Annotated in this window: 16 protein-coding genes; 3 read left to right on the forward strand and 13 right to left on the reverse strand. The window is 67.7% G+C overall.

All coding sequences use genetic code 11. The annotated features are described in order from the left end of the window. Positions 1-23: 23 nt before the first annotated feature. Together ACFOPI_RS06565 and ACFOPI_RS06570 are read right to left on the reverse strand one after the other, a co-directional pair. Positions 24-368 (reverse strand): hypothetical protein, encoded by a 345-nt coding sequence (locus tag ACFOPI_RS06565; RefSeq protein WP_382172287.1) that lies wholly within the window; start codon positions 366-368, stop codon positions 24-26. Between the two features lie 31 nt (positions 369-399). Continuing rightward, positions 400-1035 carry a cation transporter gene (locus ACFOPI_RS06570; RefSeq protein ID WP_382172289.1) on the reverse strand — a complete coding sequence of 212 codons (636 nt, stop codon included), beginning with the start codon at positions 1033-1035 and terminating at the stop codon, positions 400-402. Between the two features lie 70 nt (positions 1036-1105). Between ACFOPI_RS06570 and ACFOPI_RS06575 the strand changes: the two genes are divergently transcribed. Next, on the forward strand, positions 1106-1573 hold the full coding sequence (locus ACFOPI_RS06575) for a Cd(II)/Pb(II)-responsive transcriptional regulator (RefSeq protein ID WP_382172290.1): 468 nt from the start codon (positions 1106-1108) through the stop codon (positions 1571-1573). Between the two features lie 17 nt (positions 1574-1590). Here ACFOPI_RS06575 and ACFOPI_RS06580 read toward each other — a convergent pair whose 3' ends face one another. From ACFOPI_RS06580 to ACFOPI_RS06600, 5 genes are all read right to left on the reverse strand, one after another. Next, positions 1591-1878: a hypothetical protein gene (locus ACFOPI_RS06580; protein ID WP_382172291.1), complete on the reverse strand. Its 288-nt coding sequence runs from the start codon at positions 1876-1878 to the stop codon at positions 1591-1593. 12 nt (positions 1879-1890) lie between these two features. Further along, a complete protein-coding gene (locus ACFOPI_RS06585; RefSeq protein WP_066262178.1) occupies positions 1891-2646 on the reverse strand; it encodes an amino acid ABC transporter ATP-binding protein in 756 nt (251 codons plus the stop codon). A 31-nt stretch (positions 2647-2677) separates the two neighbouring features. Beyond that, on the reverse strand, positions 2678-3781 hold the full coding sequence (locus ACFOPI_RS06590; protein WP_382172293.1) for an amino acid ABC transporter permease: 1104 nt from the start codon (positions 3779-3781) through the stop codon (positions 2678-2680). Between the two features lies 1 nt (position 3782). Then, positions 3783-4982 carry an amino acid ABC transporter permease gene (locus ACFOPI_RS06595; protein WP_382172294.1) on the reverse strand — a complete coding sequence of 400 codons (1200 nt, stop codon included), beginning with the start codon at positions 4980-4982 and terminating at the stop codon, positions 3783-3785. A 107-nt stretch (positions 4983-5089) separates the two neighbouring features. Then, positions 5090-6061, reverse strand: a complete 972-nt coding sequence (locus ACFOPI_RS06600) for an amino acid ABC transporter substrate-binding protein (protein WP_382173072.1) — start codon at positions 6059-6061, stop codon at positions 5090-5092. A gap of 365 nt (positions 6062-6426) precedes the next feature. On the opposite strand from ACFOPI_RS06600, the gene ACFOPI_RS06605 reads away from it, so the two are divergent. Then, positions 6427-8136: a long-chain fatty acid--CoA ligase gene (locus ACFOPI_RS06605; protein ID WP_382172296.1), complete on the forward strand. Its 1710-nt coding sequence runs from the start codon at positions 6427-6429 to the stop codon at positions 8134-8136. Positions 8137-8143: 7 nt separating this feature from the next. Here ACFOPI_RS06605 and ACFOPI_RS06610 read toward each other — a convergent pair whose 3' ends face one another. Further along, positions 8144-8998, reverse strand: coding sequence for a DUF2189 domain-containing protein (locus tag ACFOPI_RS06610; protein ID WP_382172298.1), 855 nt, complete (start codon positions 8996-8998; stop codon positions 8144-8146). An 86-nt stretch (positions 8999-9084) separates the two neighbouring features. Next, on the reverse strand, positions 9085-9528 hold the full coding sequence (locus tag ACFOPI_RS06615; RefSeq protein ID WP_382172300.1) for a bacteriohemerythrin: 444 nt from the start codon (positions 9526-9528) through the stop codon (positions 9085-9087). 144 nt (positions 9529-9672) lie between these two features. Here ACFOPI_RS06615 and ACFOPI_RS06620 point away from each other — a divergent pair, with 144 nt between their 5' ends. Then, positions 9673-10413, forward strand: coding sequence for a 2OG-Fe dioxygenase family protein (locus ACFOPI_RS06620; RefSeq protein ID WP_382172302.1), 741 nt, complete (start codon positions 9673-9675; stop codon positions 10411-10413). Here the strand turns inward: ACFOPI_RS06620 and ACFOPI_RS06625 are convergent. From ACFOPI_RS06625 to bktB, 4 genes are all read right to left on the reverse strand, one after another. Then, positions 10383-10694, reverse strand: coding sequence for a YkvA family protein (locus ACFOPI_RS06625; RefSeq protein WP_382172304.1), 312 nt, complete (start codon positions 10692-10694; stop codon positions 10383-10385). The genes ACFOPI_RS06620 and ACFOPI_RS06625 overlap by 31 nt on opposite strands. A 131-nt stretch (positions 10695-10825) precedes the next feature. Further along, on the reverse strand, positions 10826-12280 hold the full coding sequence (locus ACFOPI_RS06630; protein ID WP_382172306.1) for a VWA domain-containing protein: 1455 nt from the start codon (positions 12278-12280) through the stop codon (positions 10826-10828). Positions 12281-12291: 11 nt separating this feature from the next. Continuing rightward, the gene (locus ACFOPI_RS06635) at positions 12292-13650 is read right to left on the reverse strand and encodes an AAA family ATPase (RefSeq protein ID WP_382172307.1); all 1359 of its coding nucleotides are present in this window, start codon (positions 13648-13650) and stop codon (positions 12292-12294) included. A gap of 5 nt (positions 13651-13655) precedes the next feature. Next, on the reverse strand, positions 13656-14840 hold the full coding sequence (gene bktB / locus ACFOPI_RS06640) for a beta-ketothiolase BktB (RefSeq protein ID WP_382172309.1): 1185 nt from the start codon (positions 14838-14840) through the stop codon (positions 13656-13658). Positions 14841-14916: the final 76 nt, after the last annotated feature.

The following is a 14916-nucleotide window of genomic DNA, read 5'->3' on the forward strand; positions in this document are numbered from 1 at the left end:
CGGACGCACCACGGGTAGGTGAGTCAGGAAATGGGCGGCTTGTGCCCCGGGTGGGGCAGGGCGCTGGCAAAGCGCACGGCGCCGGCGGTCAGGCGCGAGGGGGGCAGCGGCTCTGGTCCGGTGGCCGCCCAGGGTGTGGTCGCTAGCAACGGGCCGTTGCAGATGTCGCAGACGGCGTGCAGCGCCGGTTGGCCAGGGGTGGCGGGGTCGGCGGCTGCGTGGTCGGCGCAGTGGGGCGAGGTGGCTGTCCCGATGACCGCGGCTGTCTGGACCTGCTCCGGGGCAGCCATCGAGAGCACCATGACGTCGCCGGCCCAGGCCCGCCAGGGCAGGAGCACGATGAGGAGGACGACGAACCAGCGGCGCATGGGGTGGATGATACGTCCCGGCGAGGAAAGTTCAGGCGGGCACCGCGGCCAGTTCGCGCCGGGCCTCCCGAACCACCGTGACCCCGGCGCTGAGCGCCAGCACCGCCATCACGCCGGCCACGACCAGGTCGGGCCAGGCCGATCCGGTGCCGAACACGCCCAGCGCCGCCAGCATCACCGCCAGGTTGGACAGCGCGTCGTTGCGCGAGCAGAGCCAGACGCTGCGCATGTTGGCGTCGCCGGTGCGGAAGGCGTAGAGCAGCACCGCCACCCCTGTGTTCACCACCAGTGCGATGGCCCCCACCACGCCCATGGTGAGCGGTTCGGGCACGGTGCCGCTGTGCAGCACCCAGGCCGCCTTGCCGATGACGAACAGGCCGTAGGCCGTCATGGACAGGCCCTTGACCAGGGCCGCACGGCTGCGCCAGACCACAGCCATGCCCAGCACGGCCAGCGACAGTCCGTAGTTGGCCGCGTCGCCGGCGAAGTCCACCGCGTCGGCCATCAGCGACACCGAGTCGGCTTGCAGGCCGGCGGCCAGCTCGACGATGAACATCGCGAGGTTGAGCACCAAGGCAATCCAGAGCGCGCGGCGCCAGGCCGGGTTGGTGACGCTGTCGCGGCCCCGGGATTCGATGGTGCAGTGGTCGTGGCATTCGCAGGACATGGGTTCCTTTCGCTGGAGGTGAATTCGTGCCACGATTGGAAACCTTCAAGTCACTTCAAGGTCAAGCCCCATGTCGTCAGCACTCTCGAACGAACCCCGGTGGAAGATCGGCGAGGCCGCGCGCCGCAGTGGCGTGGGCGCGGCCAACATCCGCTACTACGAGCGCGAGGGGCTGCTGGCGCCGCAGGCCCGTGCCGACAACGACTACCGCCTCTACAGCGAGGACGACGTGCACCGCCTGCGCTTCATCCGGCTGTGCCGGGCGATGGACATGTCGCTGGAGGAGGTGCGGTCGCTGCTGTCACTGGACCTGGGGCGCAAGGCCGACTGCGAGCGGGCACGCGAGGTGCTGGACGAGCACCTGGCGCATGTGCGCGAGCGCTTGGCCGAGCTGCGCGCGCTGGAGAAAGACCTGCGCGGCCTGCGCGACCGGTGCGACGGCTCAGACGACCACTGCCACATCATCGAAGCCCTGCACGAGCGGGCCGATGCGCCCCTGGCGGAAGCCGCCTCGGCGGGCCCGCGGCGGCACGTCTGAATGCGCGGGCCGCGTCCTCAGCGACCACCGGCCAGTGTGGCGCCGGCTTTGTCGATCCAGTGCTGCACCGCGCCGGTGAGGTCGTTCTGGCTGAAGGAGCAGCTCTCCTCGCTGAACAGCGCGCTGCTTTCCAGCCGGTCCAGCAGGTTGTTCAGCACCTCGGCGTAGCGCGGCGGCAGGGCGGCCAGCAACAGGGTGTCGCCACGTGCCGCTGCCGAAAAGTCCTGCAGCGACAGCTCGCCGCGGCGCAGCGCATCCAGGGACTGCGCCAGCGCCGCCAGCCGAGCGGAGGGATCGGTGCCCATGGCGGCGCTCCTTCAATGCCCCAGGATCTTGGACAGGAAGTCCTTGCTGCGGTCGGTCTGCGGGTGGTTGAAGAACTCCTCGGGGGTGTTCTGTTCCACCACCTGTCCCTGGTCCATGAAGATCACGCGATCGGCCACGGCCTTGGCAAATCCCATTTCGTGCGTCACGCACAGCATGGTCATGCCTTGGTCGGCCAGGCCGATCATCACGTCCAGCACTTCCTTGATCATCTCCGGGTCGAGCGCCGAGGTCGGCTCATCGAACAGCATGATCTTGGGCGTCAGACACAGTGCGCGCGCGATCGCCACGCGCTGCTGCTGGCCGCCGGAGAGTTGCAGCGGGTACTTGTTGGCGTGTTCGGCGATGCGCACCCGCTCCAGCTGCACCATCGCCTTCTCGATGGCCACGTTGCGCGGCATCTTGGCCACCCAGGTGGGCGAGAGGATCAGGTTCTCCAGCACGGTCAGGTGCGGGAACAGGTTGAACTGCTGGAACACCATGCCGACCTCACGGCGCACCTTGTCGATGCCCTTGACGTCGTCGCCGACGACGGTGCCGTCCACCGTGAGCTTGCCCTGCTGGTATTCCTCCAAGGCGTTGACGCAGCGGATCAGCGTGGACTTGCCTGACCCGGACGGGCCGCAGATCACGACCTTCTCGCCCTTGGCGAAACTCAGGTTCACGTCGCGCAACACGTGGTAGCCATTGCTGGCGTACCACTTGTTGACGCCTTCGAACTGGATGATGGGAGCTTCTTGCGAATTCATGAGAGGCTTTCTTTATTAAGGTGTTCGGTGCTCAGCGGACCTTGCTGACGGCGGTTCGCTTCTCGACCCAGAGCGAGTAGCGCGACATGGCAAAACAGAACACGAAATAGATCAGCGTGATGAAGAAATAGGCTTCGAGTTTGAACGGGCGCCAGTCGGCGTCGGCGTTGAGCGCCAGCGCCAGTGCGCCGGTCAGCTCGTACAGCGAGACGATGGTCACCAGGGACGTGTCCTTGAACATGCCGATGAAGGTGTTCATCAGCGAAGGCACGACGGTGGTCAGCGCCTGCGGCAGCACGATCTTGAGCTGCGTCTGCCAGTAGGTCAGGCCCAGGGTCGCGGCTGCTTCGGTCTGGCCCTTGGGCAGGGCCTGCAGGCCGCCGCGCACCACCTCGGCCATGTAGGCCGCCGAGAACAGCGTGATGCCCACCACCACCCGGATCAGCACGTCGATGCTCACACCGTGGGGCATGAACAGCGGCAGCATGAACGAGGCCATGAACAGCACCGTGATCAGCGGCACGCCACGGATCAGCTCCACGTATAGCGTGCACAGGGTCTTGATGGCCGGCATGTTGGAGCGCCGCCCCAGCGCCACGAAGATCGAGAGCGGGAAGGCCATGGTCATCGACACCACGGTGAGCATCACGGTCAGCGGCAGGCCGCCCCACTGGTCGGTGGGCACCTCGGTCAGGCCCAGCACGCCGCCCTTCATGAGCGTGAAGTAGACGGCCAGCATCACCACCCAGACCAGCGGCAGCGCCTTGTTCCAGAAGCGCGGCATGCAACTGGCGACCACCACGCCCAGCATCAGCGCGGTAGCGATCACCGGGCGCCAGTGCTCGGTGTCGGGGTAGCGGCCCATCACGATGAGGCGGCCCTTTTCGGCGACCACACCCCAGCAGGCGCCGATGCCGCGCAGGTTGTTGCAGGCTTCCAGATTGGCTCCGAACACGGCGTTGAACACGCTCCAGTCCAGCGCGTGGGACAGGGCCCAGGCTGTCACCGCCACCAGCGCCAAGGTCATCAGGCTGTTGCCCGGGGTGGAGAACAGATTGGTCTTGAGCCAGGCGATGGCGCCAGTCTGCTGCCCTGGCATCGGCCGGGCTTCGATCGGTTGGTAGGTTCTTTGCATGTCAGCGCTCCTGGATGGCGGCGCTGGCGTTGAACCAGTTCATCAACGCCGAGGTGAGGAGGGAGAGCGTCAGGTACACCAGCATCACGATCGACAGTGCCTCGATGGCCCGGCCGGTCTGGTTGAGCGTGGTGTTCGCGATCGAGACCAGATCGGGGTAGCCGATGGCCACCGCCAGTGAGGAGTTCTTGGTCAGGTTCAGGTACTGGCTGGTCAGCGGCGGGATGATCACGCGCAGCGCCTGCGGCAGCACCACCAGGCGCATGGATTGGCGCTTGCTCAGGCCCAGCGAGGCCGCGGCCTCGTGCTGGCCCAGCGACACCGACGAGATGCCCGAGCGCACGATCTCGGCGATGAACGAGGCGGTGTAGGTCACCAGGCCCAGCAGCAGGGCCAGGAACTCGGGGCTGAAGGCCGCACCTTCTTCAATCTGGAATGCGCCTTTGACCGGCAGGTTCCAGCCGGTCGGTGCGCCACCGGCCAGCCAGCCCAGCAGCGCCAGGCCGACGATCAGCGCCAGCGACACCAGCAGCACCGGCTTTTGCTGACCCGTCAGGTCGAAGTGTTTGCTGGCCTTGCGGGCGTACATCCAGGACCCCACCACACCCGCCAGCAGGCCGACGAGCGCCAGCGTCTGGCCCAGCTTCCAGACCGGCCAGGGGAAGGAGAAGCCGCCCTTGCTGAGGTAGAAGTGGCCGGCCTGCCAAGCCTCTTCGAAGGGCGGCAGGATTTCGGTGAAGACGATGTACCAGATCAGCAGCTGCAGGTAGATCGGCACGTTGCGGAAGAACTCCACATAGCCGTAGCAGATCTTGCGTGCCAGGAAGTTGGCGGAGAAGCGGCCCACGCCGATCAGTGTGCCGAGAATCGTGGCCAGCACGATGCCGATCACGGCCACCTTCAACGTGTTGAGCAGGCCGATGGAGAAGGCCGTCCAGTACGTGCTCATGACGTCGTACGGGATCATGGTTTCGCTGACGTCGAAACCGAAGGGCTGGCCCATGAAGTCGTAGCCGCTCTGGATGCCGCGTTCGCGCATGTTGCGCAGCGTGTTGCGGACCAGCAGCCAGATCAGGGTGGCCACCGAGGCGATGGCGACCACCTGGTAGATGACGCCGCGACCTTCGCGGCTGTTCCAGGAGATCGAGCGCCGCTTTCTGGCGGGAATGGGGCGCGCCTCAATCATGGTCGTTTGGGACATGTTGGAAGCTCCGGGCAGGAGAGGCTAAAAAAATGGCACAAGTGCCCTACGAACGAAGTTCATAGAACACTTGTGCCTGCGACGGCCAAGTGCCGTGTGTTGACGGGTCAGCGCAGCGGAGCGGCGTACATGAAGCCGCCGTTGCTCCAGAGGTTGTTCTTGCCGCGCGGCAGGTTGATCGGCGTTTTCGGGCCGACATTGCGTTCGAAGCTCTCGCCGTAATTGCCCACGGCCTTGATGGCGCGCGCCAGCCATTCCTTGTCCAGGCCCAGGTGCTTGCCCAGGTCTTCCGTGGTGCCCAGCATGCGGCCGACCTGCGGGTCGGTGCTGGTCTTCATCTGGTCGACGTTGGCCTGGGTGATGCCGTACTCCTCGGCTTCGATCAGGCCGTTGAGCACCCATTTGGTGATGGCGAAGAACTCGTCATCGCCGCGGCGGATCATCGGGCCCAGGGGCTCCTTGGAGATCAGGTCGGGCAGGATGACGTGGGCGGCCGGGTCCTTGGCTTCCTTGGCGCGGATCGAGGCCAGGCCCGAGGCGTCGGTGGTGTAGGCCTGGCAGCGGCCGGAGAAGTAGGCGCCAGTGGAGGCTTCCAGCTTCTCGAACACCACGGCCTTGATGCCCAGGTTGTTGGCGCGCGAGAAGTCGGTCAGGTTCTTCTCGGTCGTGGTGCCGGATTGCACGCACACGGTGGCGCCCTTGAGCTGTTTGGCGCTGGTGATCTTGCCCTTGTTGACCAGGAAGCCCTGGCCGTCGTAGTAGTTCACGCCCACGAAGTGCAGGCCCAGCGAGGCGTCGCGCGAGAGGGTGTTGGTGGTGTTGCGGGCCAGGACGTCGATCTCACCCGACTGCAGGGCGGTGAAGCGCTGCTGGGCGGTCAGCGGCACCCACTTGACCTTGTTCGCATCACCCAGCATCGCGGCCGCCACGGCCTTGCAGTAGTCCACATCCAGACCGGTCCAGTTGCCATTGCTGTCGGCGGCGGAGAAGCCTGCCAGGCCCACGTTCACACCGCAGATCAGCTGACCGCGCGCCTTGATGGCGTCCACCGTTTTGCCGGCATGGGCGGGCAGGCTCATCAGGGCCGCCGCGGCGCCCAGTCCCAGGGCGGTCAGTTTGAGGGAATTCAATTTCATCGGTCACTCCGTTTTGTAGGGAAGTTGTGAACAGCCAAGGGCGAAGCGCACCAGATCGGAGCACCCCGCACCCGCTGAGCGAATGTATTACCGCCCAGTGGGCCGGGACATCGGGGTTTACGTGGGAAAACTATGCGAAGAATGTATGACTGCATGGCCCGCCGATCCAACCTCGTGTCCGCCTCCATGACCTCAGCAGGTTCCATGCCAAATGGCAGTCTGCGGGCCGTCACGGCAGTGACAAGCGTGCTTTCCTTTTTGCAGCGTCGGCTCGTATGCTGGAAAAAAGGCACATCAGGAGACAAGCCATGACGAACCCAGCCACCACCAGTGCCGCACCCGCCGGCCTGCGTCCGCACCACCGCTTCTGGCCGCGCCGGCTGCCGCACGCCATCACGCCGCCGGCCACCTCGCTCTGGTTCAACCTCGAGGTCAGCGCGCGGCGCTACCCCGACAAGCCGGCCCTGGTGTTCTTCGACCGCAGCACCTCGTACCGCGAGCTGCACGCACAGGCCGAACGCTTGGCGGCCCACCTGCATGCGCGGGGTGTGAAGGCCGGTGACCGGGTCATCCTGTTCATGCAGAACTGCCCGCAGTGGGTGGTGGCGCACTATGCCATCCTGAGGGCCAACGCGGTGGTGGTGCCGGTCAACCCGATGAACCGGGCCGAGGAGCTCAAGCACTACATCACCGACCCGGATGTGAAGGTGGCCATCGCGGCCGCCGATCTGGCGGGCGACCTGCTCAAGGCCAGCGCCGAACTGCCCGAAGCGCAGCGGCTGTCGCACCTGGTGGTGGCTCACTACCACGACGCCATCGGACCGGACGCCGACATCCCCCCGGCCTGGGCCGACTGGCTGGCCACCCGGCACCCGCTGCCGGCGCTGGCGGGCGGCACGGTGGCCGACTGGTCCGAGGCGCTGGCCTGCAGCGCCGCGCCGCCGGTGCACGACCGAAGGCCCGAGGATCTGTCCGTGCTGCCCTATACCAGCGGCACCACGGGTCTGCCCAAGGGCTGCATGCACACCCACGCATCGATCATGCACAACGCCGTGGCCGGGCAGCTGTGGACCGGTGGCACGCACGAGAACGTGGCGCTGCTCGTGGTGCCGATGTTCCACATCACTGGCATGGTGGTGGGCATGCACTGCGGGGTCTACACCGGCACCACCCTGGTGCTGATGCCGCGCTGGGACCGCGAACTGGCCGGCCGCCTGATCTCGCACTGGAAGGTCACGCACTGGACCAACATCCCCACCATGGTGATCGACCTGCTGGCCAGCCCGCGCTTCGACCAGTACGACCTCTCCAGCCTGGTGTTCATCGGTGGTGGCGGCGCGGCCATGCCGCAGGCGGTGGCGCAGCGCTTGTTCGAGCAGTTCGGTCTGCGGTACGCCGAGGGCTATGGCCTGACCGAGACCGCGGCGCCGTCGCACAACAACCCGGCCGACAACCCCAAGCAGCAGTGCCTGGGCATTCCCTTCCTCAGCACCGACGCCCGCGTGGTCGACCCCGACACGCTTCAGGAGATGCCGACCGGCGAAGCCGGCGAAATCATCATCCGCGGCCCCCAGGTTTTCAGCGGCTACTGGAAGCGGCCCGACGCGACCGCGGCTGCCTTCATCGACTTCAACGGCCAGAAGTACTTCCGTTCCGGCGACCTCGGGCGCGTGGATGAAGACGGCTACTTCTTCATCACCGACCGGCTCAAGCGCATGATCAACGCCAGCGGCTTCAAGGTCTGGCCGGCCGAGGTGGAGGCGCTGATGTTCAAGCACCCGGCGATCGCCGAGGCCTGCGTGATCGCTACCCGCGATGACTACCGCGGCGAAAGCGTGAAGGCCGTGGTGGTGCTGCGCGAGGCCGCGCGCGGCCAGACCACCGAGCAGGACATCATCGACTGGTGCCGCGAGAACATGGCCGTCTACAAGGCGCCACGCGTGGTGCAGTTCGTCGACGCGCTGCCCAAGAGCGGCAGTGGCAAGGTGATGTGGCGCCTGCTGCAGGAAAAGGAGTGAGCGCGGCTCACTCCTTCGGGACGATGTGCCTGTACGCGTGCCAGGTGGCGTGGCCGATCACGGGGCCAGCCACGAACAGACCCAGGAACGCCGGCAGCATGGCTAGCAGGATGATGCCGGTGATCAGCGCGCCCCACAGCAGCATCACGCCCGGGTTCTGCAGACACGCGCGGATGCTGGTCAGGCCGGCAGAGATGGCATCGACCTGGCGGTCCATGATCATCGGGATCGAGATCACGCTGGTGGTGAAGATCAGGCCGGCGAACACCGCGCCGACGACCATGTAGGTGACCAGGAAGCCGATGTTCTCCGGGTCGATCAGCATGGCCAGGATGTTGGCCTTCTCGGGCATGGTGTTGAAGCTGACTGCAAACACCACCAGCGAGGCGCGGCCCCAGAGCATCTCCAGGATCAGCAGCACGCCCGCGAAGATCGCCATCGTGCCCTTGGTGGGCCGCCAGGCCTGCAGCGAGGCACGCAGTGACGGGCGGTGGTCCTGGGTCTGCAAGGCCTTGCTGGCGTCGTACAGGCCGAGGCAGAGGAACGGGCCCATCAGCAGGAAACCGGCACTGAGCGCGAGCACATAGGCCGGCGCGTTCTGGAACACGGCCAGCAGCGCGTGGCCCATGAGGAAAAAGCAAAGCCCGTAGAACAGTCCAATGCGCGGGCAGCGACGGAAGTCTTCCCAGCCCAGCTTCAGCCAGCGCAGCGGATCACCGGCGGACAGCGTCGCCAGCGGCAGCGAGAACACCGAAGGACCGCGGGCGTCCTGCCCGTTGTCCGGTTGGTCTTCGTTGGACTCCGCCGCTTCGGCCTCGGTAGCAGAAGCGGGAACTGCGTGCGCGTGCAAGGCCTCGGCCATGGGGTCTCCTGTTGATAAAAATCAATATAACCATGCGCGCATACAGGGTTTACATGGTTTTCCCGGAGACCCCGGGGGCCGTCGGGTCAGGGCGCCGACACTGGGTGCTCGTTGGCACGGTTTGTACGGCGGGCGGGTGCGTCGCTTTGCACCGAGCGCATGTGCAGGGCCAGCGCGGCGTCCAGGGTCTGGGTGTGCTTGGCGAACCAGACCGCCAGCTCACCCGCCATCTCCCGCACCGCCGCCATGTTGCCGGCGCGTGCCAGCCCCAGCCCTTCGCGCATGACGTTCAGCACCACCTTGTGCTGCATGATGTGGTTGTCTGCGGCGGCAAAGCGCGTGCGCCTCATCCAGTCGTCCTCGTTGCCAAAGTGCCGGACCGTGTGGTCGATGACCGCCGACCAGGCCTGCGGCAGTGTCTCGTCGGGCGCGGCCTGCGCCAGCGCCAGCAGGTCCACGAACGTGTGGTGCACCTCGTCCATGGGCGGGAAGTCCAGCAGCAGTGTTTCGGACCATTCAACAGTGTTCATTGCGGCACCTCCGTCAGTTGAAAACAGCTTGACAGCGTGCACGCAGCCGATCCTTGATCCAGCGCAGAACTTTCGCGCGGATCGGGCGGCGTTCGGCCGTTTTTCGCCAGGGTTTGCCCCAGCGCAGACCGCTACACTGCCCGCATGACACGCGCCTTCGACCCTCCCTATTCCTCCCTCGCACAATCCGACGCAGACCTTGCCCGGCAGGGCTTCAGCCTGCTGGGCGCCCACGAGGTGGCGGCCTGGCTGGACGCATCGGCGGCCGATCTGGAGCGCCTGCACGGGGCCTGGAGCGATCTGCCAGCCGACGCCTACCTCAAGGACGGTGGGCGCTACCGCCGCCGGCGCCACAGCTGCTTCGTCGTGGATGGTGCGCAGGTCACCGAATCACCGCACCGTGCGCACTGGCAGCCCCTGGAATACAACGCCCTGCACGGCGGCATGCAGCGCTGGTTCGAGCCCATGGCGGCGGAGTTGCGCGCCGATCCGCTGTGGCGGCGCATCCTGGTGCGGGTCGGCGAGGCGGTGTCGGCGCTGCACGGCGCGCGTCCCTGGTATGTGGAGGCACATCCGTTCCGCATCGACACCACCGACGGCATCGGCCGGCCAACGCCCGAAGGCGCGCACCGCGATGGCGTGGACCTGGTGGCCGTGTTCATGCTCGAACGCCACCGCATCAAAGGCGGCGAGAGCCGGGTCTTCGAGGCCGAGGGGCCGGCGGGTCAGCGCTTCACGCTGACCGAGCCGTGGTCGCTGCTTCTGCTGGACGACGCGCGGGTGATCCACGAAACGACGCCCATCCAGCCGCTGGTGGCGGGCGAACTGGGCTGGCGGGACACGCTCGTCCTGACCTACCGGCGCGCTGGCTTCCAGGGGGACTGAGGTTTCGCGCCGCTGGCGCGCGCTTCTGCATGGTCCCGGATGTCTGCGGGCAGCCGCGACAGCAGCCAGCGCAATGCCGTCGGGACGATGACCAGGTCATCGACCACGCCGAGGATGGGGATCATCTCGGGAATGAGATCGACGGGCGAGAGCAGGTAGAGCACGATGGCCGCCGTGCCGGCCTTGAGCCAGGCCGGGGCTTCCGGATGGCCCAGCGCATACCAGAGCCGTTTCGCGTCGCCGCGCACGGCCAGCCAGAGCACCGACAGACGTTTCCACATACCAGTTGACCTCCAAAGCACTCAAGGTCCGGACCATCCGGACGGACAGAAGTGTGGGCTGTTGACTGCCGGTTCAAGGGTCGGGTTCCCTCCATTCGTCACCCGCTGCAGGGCGTGCGCAGAACGCACGATCAGCGGCGTATTGCGTTGGGGAAGTACATCGCGGTCAGGCTGCGGCTGTGCACCGGTGAAAATCCTTCCGCTGCTGCGCCGCTGGCCTGGCCGTAGCGCCGCCAGTCGCGCACCCAGTGCAGGGCGTCGCAGATCTCCACCAGACCAATCGTCTCGCGGTCCCCGATGAGGATGCCGTGCACCCGCAGGCCCAGCCGCTCCTTGGCCTGACGCAGCTGCGTCAGCGTGGCGGACGTGAGGCCGAACTCGCCGTCGCTGACGATCAGCACGTCCGCGTCCTGCCAGCCTTGCTGCTGCACCTGTTCGATGGCGCGCTCGATCGGGGTCTGCACATCGGTGCCGCCGTCGAAAGCCTGGCCCATCAGATCAAGCAGCGCGTCCAGGCCGGCGGCGTCGCGCGTCAGCGGCCGCTCCAGCAGCTCGCCCGGGCCGCCGAAGGCCAGCAGCCGGCAGGGGCGTTCCCCCGCGTGAGCGCTGCGCAGGGCCTGCAGCACGCAGGCCTTGGCCACGTTCTCCGGCGCGCCCTGCATCGAACCCGAGGTGTCCAGGCAGACGATCAGCGGTCCGTGGCCCAGGTGGGCATCCTGTTGCCGCGCGGCGGCGCCATCGGGCTGCGGTCGCGGGTTCGGCCGCGGTTCGCGCGCGCGATCGTCGTAGGTCAGCAGCTGGGCCTCGGCGAACCGGGCGCGCCACAGGCGGCGCAGCACCGGGTGCGTCAGATTCAGGCTTTCGCTGCCGGTCATGCGCGCCAGGGCGCGCGAGCGGTGCACGCCGTCTACGGCAGTGGGTTCGGGGCGGCGCTCGTCGTCGTCAGTGGGTCGCTGCGCCGCGTGGTCGGCGGCCTGTGCCTGCGGCGTGGCGGTGCGCGCCAGCGGCTGGTGCGCGGCCAGCTGGCGCCGGCCCACGCCGTCGATGAACTGGGCCAGCGCCGGCAGCCTTTCGAGCAGGCTGCCGATGCGGCGGGCGTCGGCCCATTCGCGGCGGCTCAGCTGGCCCTTGAGGTCGTCCCAGTTCAGGTGCGAGGGGTCGCCCAGCGACTTGAGCAGCGACATGGCCTCTTCCCAGCCCTGGCGCTGCAGGGTCCAGTTCTCGCGGAATTCGTCGGCCATGCGGACGATGGCCTCGGCACGCGTCTCGCTGGCGGGCCGTTCGATCAGGCTGTCCAGGTGCCAGAGCAAGCTCTGCAGCATCTGGCGTGCGATCGAGGTGTTGCCCTGGGTGAGCGCGAGCAGGTCGAGCTCGGTCAGCAGGCGGCGCAGCGGCGCGACGGCCTCGGGGTCGTCCAGGTCCAGCGCGGCGTCGGGCAGGCGGCCGGCCAGCAGCGCGTCGTGCCAGGGTGCGGCCTGGGCCAGCCGGGCCTCGGCCGTGCCGCCGCTGCAGACCACCGACCAGCGCCACAGGTCGCGCGCGATGCCATCGAGGTGGTGGTAGGGGCGGTCGGCAGGGGCCGTCATGGCCGTGGGGTTCAGGCTTGCCAGCTGACCGGCGTCGGCACGAACTCGGACCTGTCCTCGGCCAGGCGGGGCAGGGCGGCGAAGCCGTCGTGCAACTCGGCGAGCCGCGCGGTCAGTGCGTCCACCGTTGCGCAGCGCTGAGCGTGCACGACTTCGATGCGCGCGAGCCACGACGGCGGTAGCCAGCCGTGGGCGCGGGCCTGCGCCAGCACCGCTTGCGCCGTGGCGTGCACCTCCGATTGCACTGCTGTCACGCGTTGCTGCACCTCGGACACCTGTGCCACGCGGGCGCGGATGTGCAGCGCCCCGTAGCGCCGGTGCGCCCGCTCGCTGGTGATGCGCACAAGCTCGCTCTCGGTGCCCGGTCCGGCGATCGCGCGGGCCAGCGCGAGCTTGCCGGCGCTGTCGTCCTGGGCATCGGCCGGCGCACGGCGTTCCACGTCGAGCTGCTGCTCGAACGCCGTCACCGCCCGTTCCAGTCCATCGATGGCCAGCGGCGCGGCCTGGGCCACGGTCAGCAGGAACCAGTCGGTCCAGCCGGGCACCTGATCCGGGTCGGCGGCCAGGGTGAAGGGCAGCAACCAGGCGTCCCAGACCGAGACCTCGGCAGCGTCGCGGCTGGCGGCCTGCACCTGCAGCAGGGTTGCGGTCTGGCGCCAGCGGCGGTCGGAAACGGTCTGCTGCGTGTGCTTCGCGCGTTCGCGGGCTGCGGACAGCAGGGCGATCACCTCGTCGCCCAGCCTCACGCGACCCGCCTGCGCGCGCAGCGCCTGCAACGAGGCCGACGACAACTGCGCATCGGGATGGGCATCGCCGTCGGGCAGGGCGGTCCGCAGCAGGGCGCCGAAGTGCGCGTCGTCCACCGGTGCCACCGGCACGCGCAGCAGGAATCGGTCGTAGAAGGCGTGCAGGCTCTCGTCCTGCGGCACCTCGTTGCTCGCGCCCACCAGACAGACCAGCGGTACATCCACGCGGTGCTGGCCGTTGTCGAAGCAGCGCTCGTGCAGCAGGCCCAGCAGGGTGTTGAGGATGGCCGAGTTGGCCTTGAACACCTCGTCGAGGAAGGCGACCTCGGCCGACGGCAGGTAGCCGGCGGTCAGGCGCTCGTAACGGTCGTCTTCCAGGGCTTTGAGCGAGAGCGGGCCGAACAGCTCCTCGGGCACCGAGAAGCGGGTCAGCAGCCGCTCGAAGTAGTGCGCACCGGGCAGCAGGCGCTGCAGGCGGCGCGCGAGTTCGCTCTTGGCCGTGCCTGGCGGGCCGAGCAGCAGCACGTGTTCGCCCGCCAGCGCCGCCAGCAGCAGCGTCCGGGCGGCCACATCACGCTGGAGCAGGCCGCGCTCGAGTTCGTCAATGGCGGCGGTCCAGCGCATATCGGTCACATCCGTTCGAAGATCGCGGCGATACCCTGGCCGCCACCGATGCACATCGTCACCAGCGCGTAGCGGCCCTGCACCCGCTGCAGCTCGTACAGCGCCTTGACGGTGATCAGCGCGCCGGTGGCGCCGATCGGGTGGCCCAGCGAAATGCCCGAGCCGTTGGGGTTGACCTTGGCCGGGTCCAGGCCCAGTTCCCGGGTCACGGCGCAGGCCTGGGCGGCGAAGGCTTCGTTGGCTTCGATCACGTCCAGGTCGTTGACAGTCAGGCCGGTCTTCTTGAGCACGGCCTGGGTGGCCGAGATCGGGCCGACGCCCATGATCTTGGGGTCCAGGCCGGTGTGGGCGTAGCCGACCAGGCGGGCCAGGGGCTTGGCGCCACGGGCCTGGGCGGCCTTGGCGTCCATCAGCAGCACGGCGGCGGCGGCGTCGTTGATGCCCGAGGCGTTGCCGGCGGTGACGGTGCCGTTTTCCTTCAGGAACACCGGCTTGAGCTTGACCATGTCCTCCAGCTTGCAGCCGGGTCGGAAGTGCTCGTCGGTGGCGTAGGCCACATCGCCCTTCTTGCTCTTGAGCATGACGGGCACGATCTGGTCCTTGAAGCGGCCTTCAGCGGTGGCGCGCTCGGCGCGGTTGTGGCTCTCCACGGCCAACGCGTCCTGCATCTCGCGGGTGATGCCGTACTTGGCCGCGACGTTCTCGGCTGTCACGCCCATGTGGATGTTGTGGAACGGGTCGTGCAGCGCGCCGATCATCATGTCCACCATCTTGGTGTCGCCCATGCGGGCGCCCCAGCGCATGTTGAGCGACGCGAAGGGCGCGCGGCTCATGCACTCGGCACCGCCGCCGATGGCCACGTCGGTGTCGCCCAGCAGGATGGATTGCGAGGCCGAGACGATGGCCTGCAGGCCGGAGCCGCAGAGGCGGTTGACGTTGAAGGCCGGTGTGCCTTCGGCGCAGCCGCCGTTGATGGCGGCGACGCGCGAGAGGTACATGTCCTTCGGCTCGGTGTTGACCACGTGGCCGAAGACGACGTGGCCGACGTCCTTTCCCTCAGTGCTGGCGCGGGCCAGCCCTTCGCGCACGACCAGCGCGCCGAGTTCGGTGGGCGGGCTGTCCTTGAGGCTGCCCCCGAAGGTACCGATGGCGGTACGGACAGCGCTGACGACGACGACTTCACGGCTCATGGAATGCTCCTCTGTGGATGGGGTATGGGGTCAACGGCACATGGTAAGGCCAGCTCCCTTACAAGGGGCTTGTGCC

It is taken from the genome of Hydrogenophaga luteola (genome assembly GCF_042648585.1).
GTDB classification, from domain to species: Bacteria; Pseudomonadota; Gammaproteobacteria; order Burkholderiales; family Burkholderiaceae_C; genus Hydrogenophaga; species Hydrogenophaga luteola.

Excerpts from the sequence above, each read along its gene's own strand:
- ACFOPI_RS06565 (WP_382172287.1), bottom strand. The coding sequence starts at position 368 with ATGCGCCGCTGGTTCGTCGTCCTCCTCATCGTGCTCCTGCCCTGGCGG.
- ACFOPI_RS06570 (WP_382172289.1), bottom strand. The coding sequence starts at position 1,035 with ATGTCCTGCGAATGCCACGACCACTGCACCATCGAATCCCGGGGCCGC.
- ACFOPI_RS06575 (WP_382172290.1), top strand. The coding sequence starts at position 1,106 with ATGTCGTCAGCACTCTCGAACGAACCCCGGTGGAAGATCGGCGAGGCC.
- ACFOPI_RS06580 (WP_382172291.1), bottom strand. The coding sequence starts at position 1,878 with ATGGGCACCGATCCCTCCGCTCGGCTGGCGGCGCTGGCGCAGTCCCTG.
- ACFOPI_RS06585 (WP_066262178.1), bottom strand. The coding sequence starts at position 2,646 with ATGAATTCGCAAGAAGCTCCCATCATCCAGTTCGAAGGCGTCAACAAG.
- ACFOPI_RS06590 (WP_382172293.1), bottom strand. The coding sequence starts at position 3,781 with ATGCAAAGAACCTACCAACCGATCGAAGCCCGGCCGATGCCAGGGCAG.
- ACFOPI_RS06595 (WP_382172294.1), bottom strand. The coding sequence starts at position 4,982 with ATGTCCCAAACGACCATGATTGAGGCGCGCCCCATTCCCGCCAGAAAG.
- ACFOPI_RS06600 (WP_382173072.1), bottom strand. The coding sequence starts at position 6,061 with ATGAGCCTGCCCGCCCATGCCGGCAAAACGGTGGACGCCATCAAGGCG.
- ACFOPI_RS06605 (WP_382172296.1), top strand. The coding sequence starts at position 6,427 with ATGACGAACCCAGCCACCACCAGTGCCGCACCCGCCGGCCTGCGTCCG.
- ACFOPI_RS06610 (WP_382172298.1), bottom strand. The coding sequence starts at position 8,998 with ATGGCCGAGGCCTTGCACGCGCACGCAGTTCCCGCTTCTGCTACCGAG.
- ACFOPI_RS06615 (WP_382172300.1), bottom strand. The coding sequence starts at position 9,528 with ATGAACACTGTTGAATGGTCCGAAACACTGCTGCTGGACTTCCCGCCC.
- ACFOPI_RS06620 (WP_382172302.1), top strand. The coding sequence starts at position 9,673 with ATGACACGCGCCTTCGACCCTCCCTATTCCTCCCTCGCACAATCCGAC.
- ACFOPI_RS06625 (WP_382172304.1), bottom strand. The coding sequence starts at position 10,694 with ATGTGGAAACGTCTGTCGGTGCTCTGGCTGGCCGTGCGCGGCGACGCG.
- ACFOPI_RS06630 (WP_382172306.1), bottom strand. The coding sequence starts at position 12,280 with ATGACGGCCCCTGCCGACCGCCCCTACCACCACCTCGATGGCATCGCG.
- ACFOPI_RS06635 (WP_382172307.1), bottom strand. The coding sequence starts at position 13,650 with ATGCGCTGGACCGCCGCCATTGACGAACTCGAGCGCGGCCTGCTCCAG.
- bktB (WP_382172309.1), bottom strand. The coding sequence starts at position 14,840 with ATGAGCCGTGAAGTCGTCGTCGTCAGCGCTGTCCGTACCGCCATCGGT.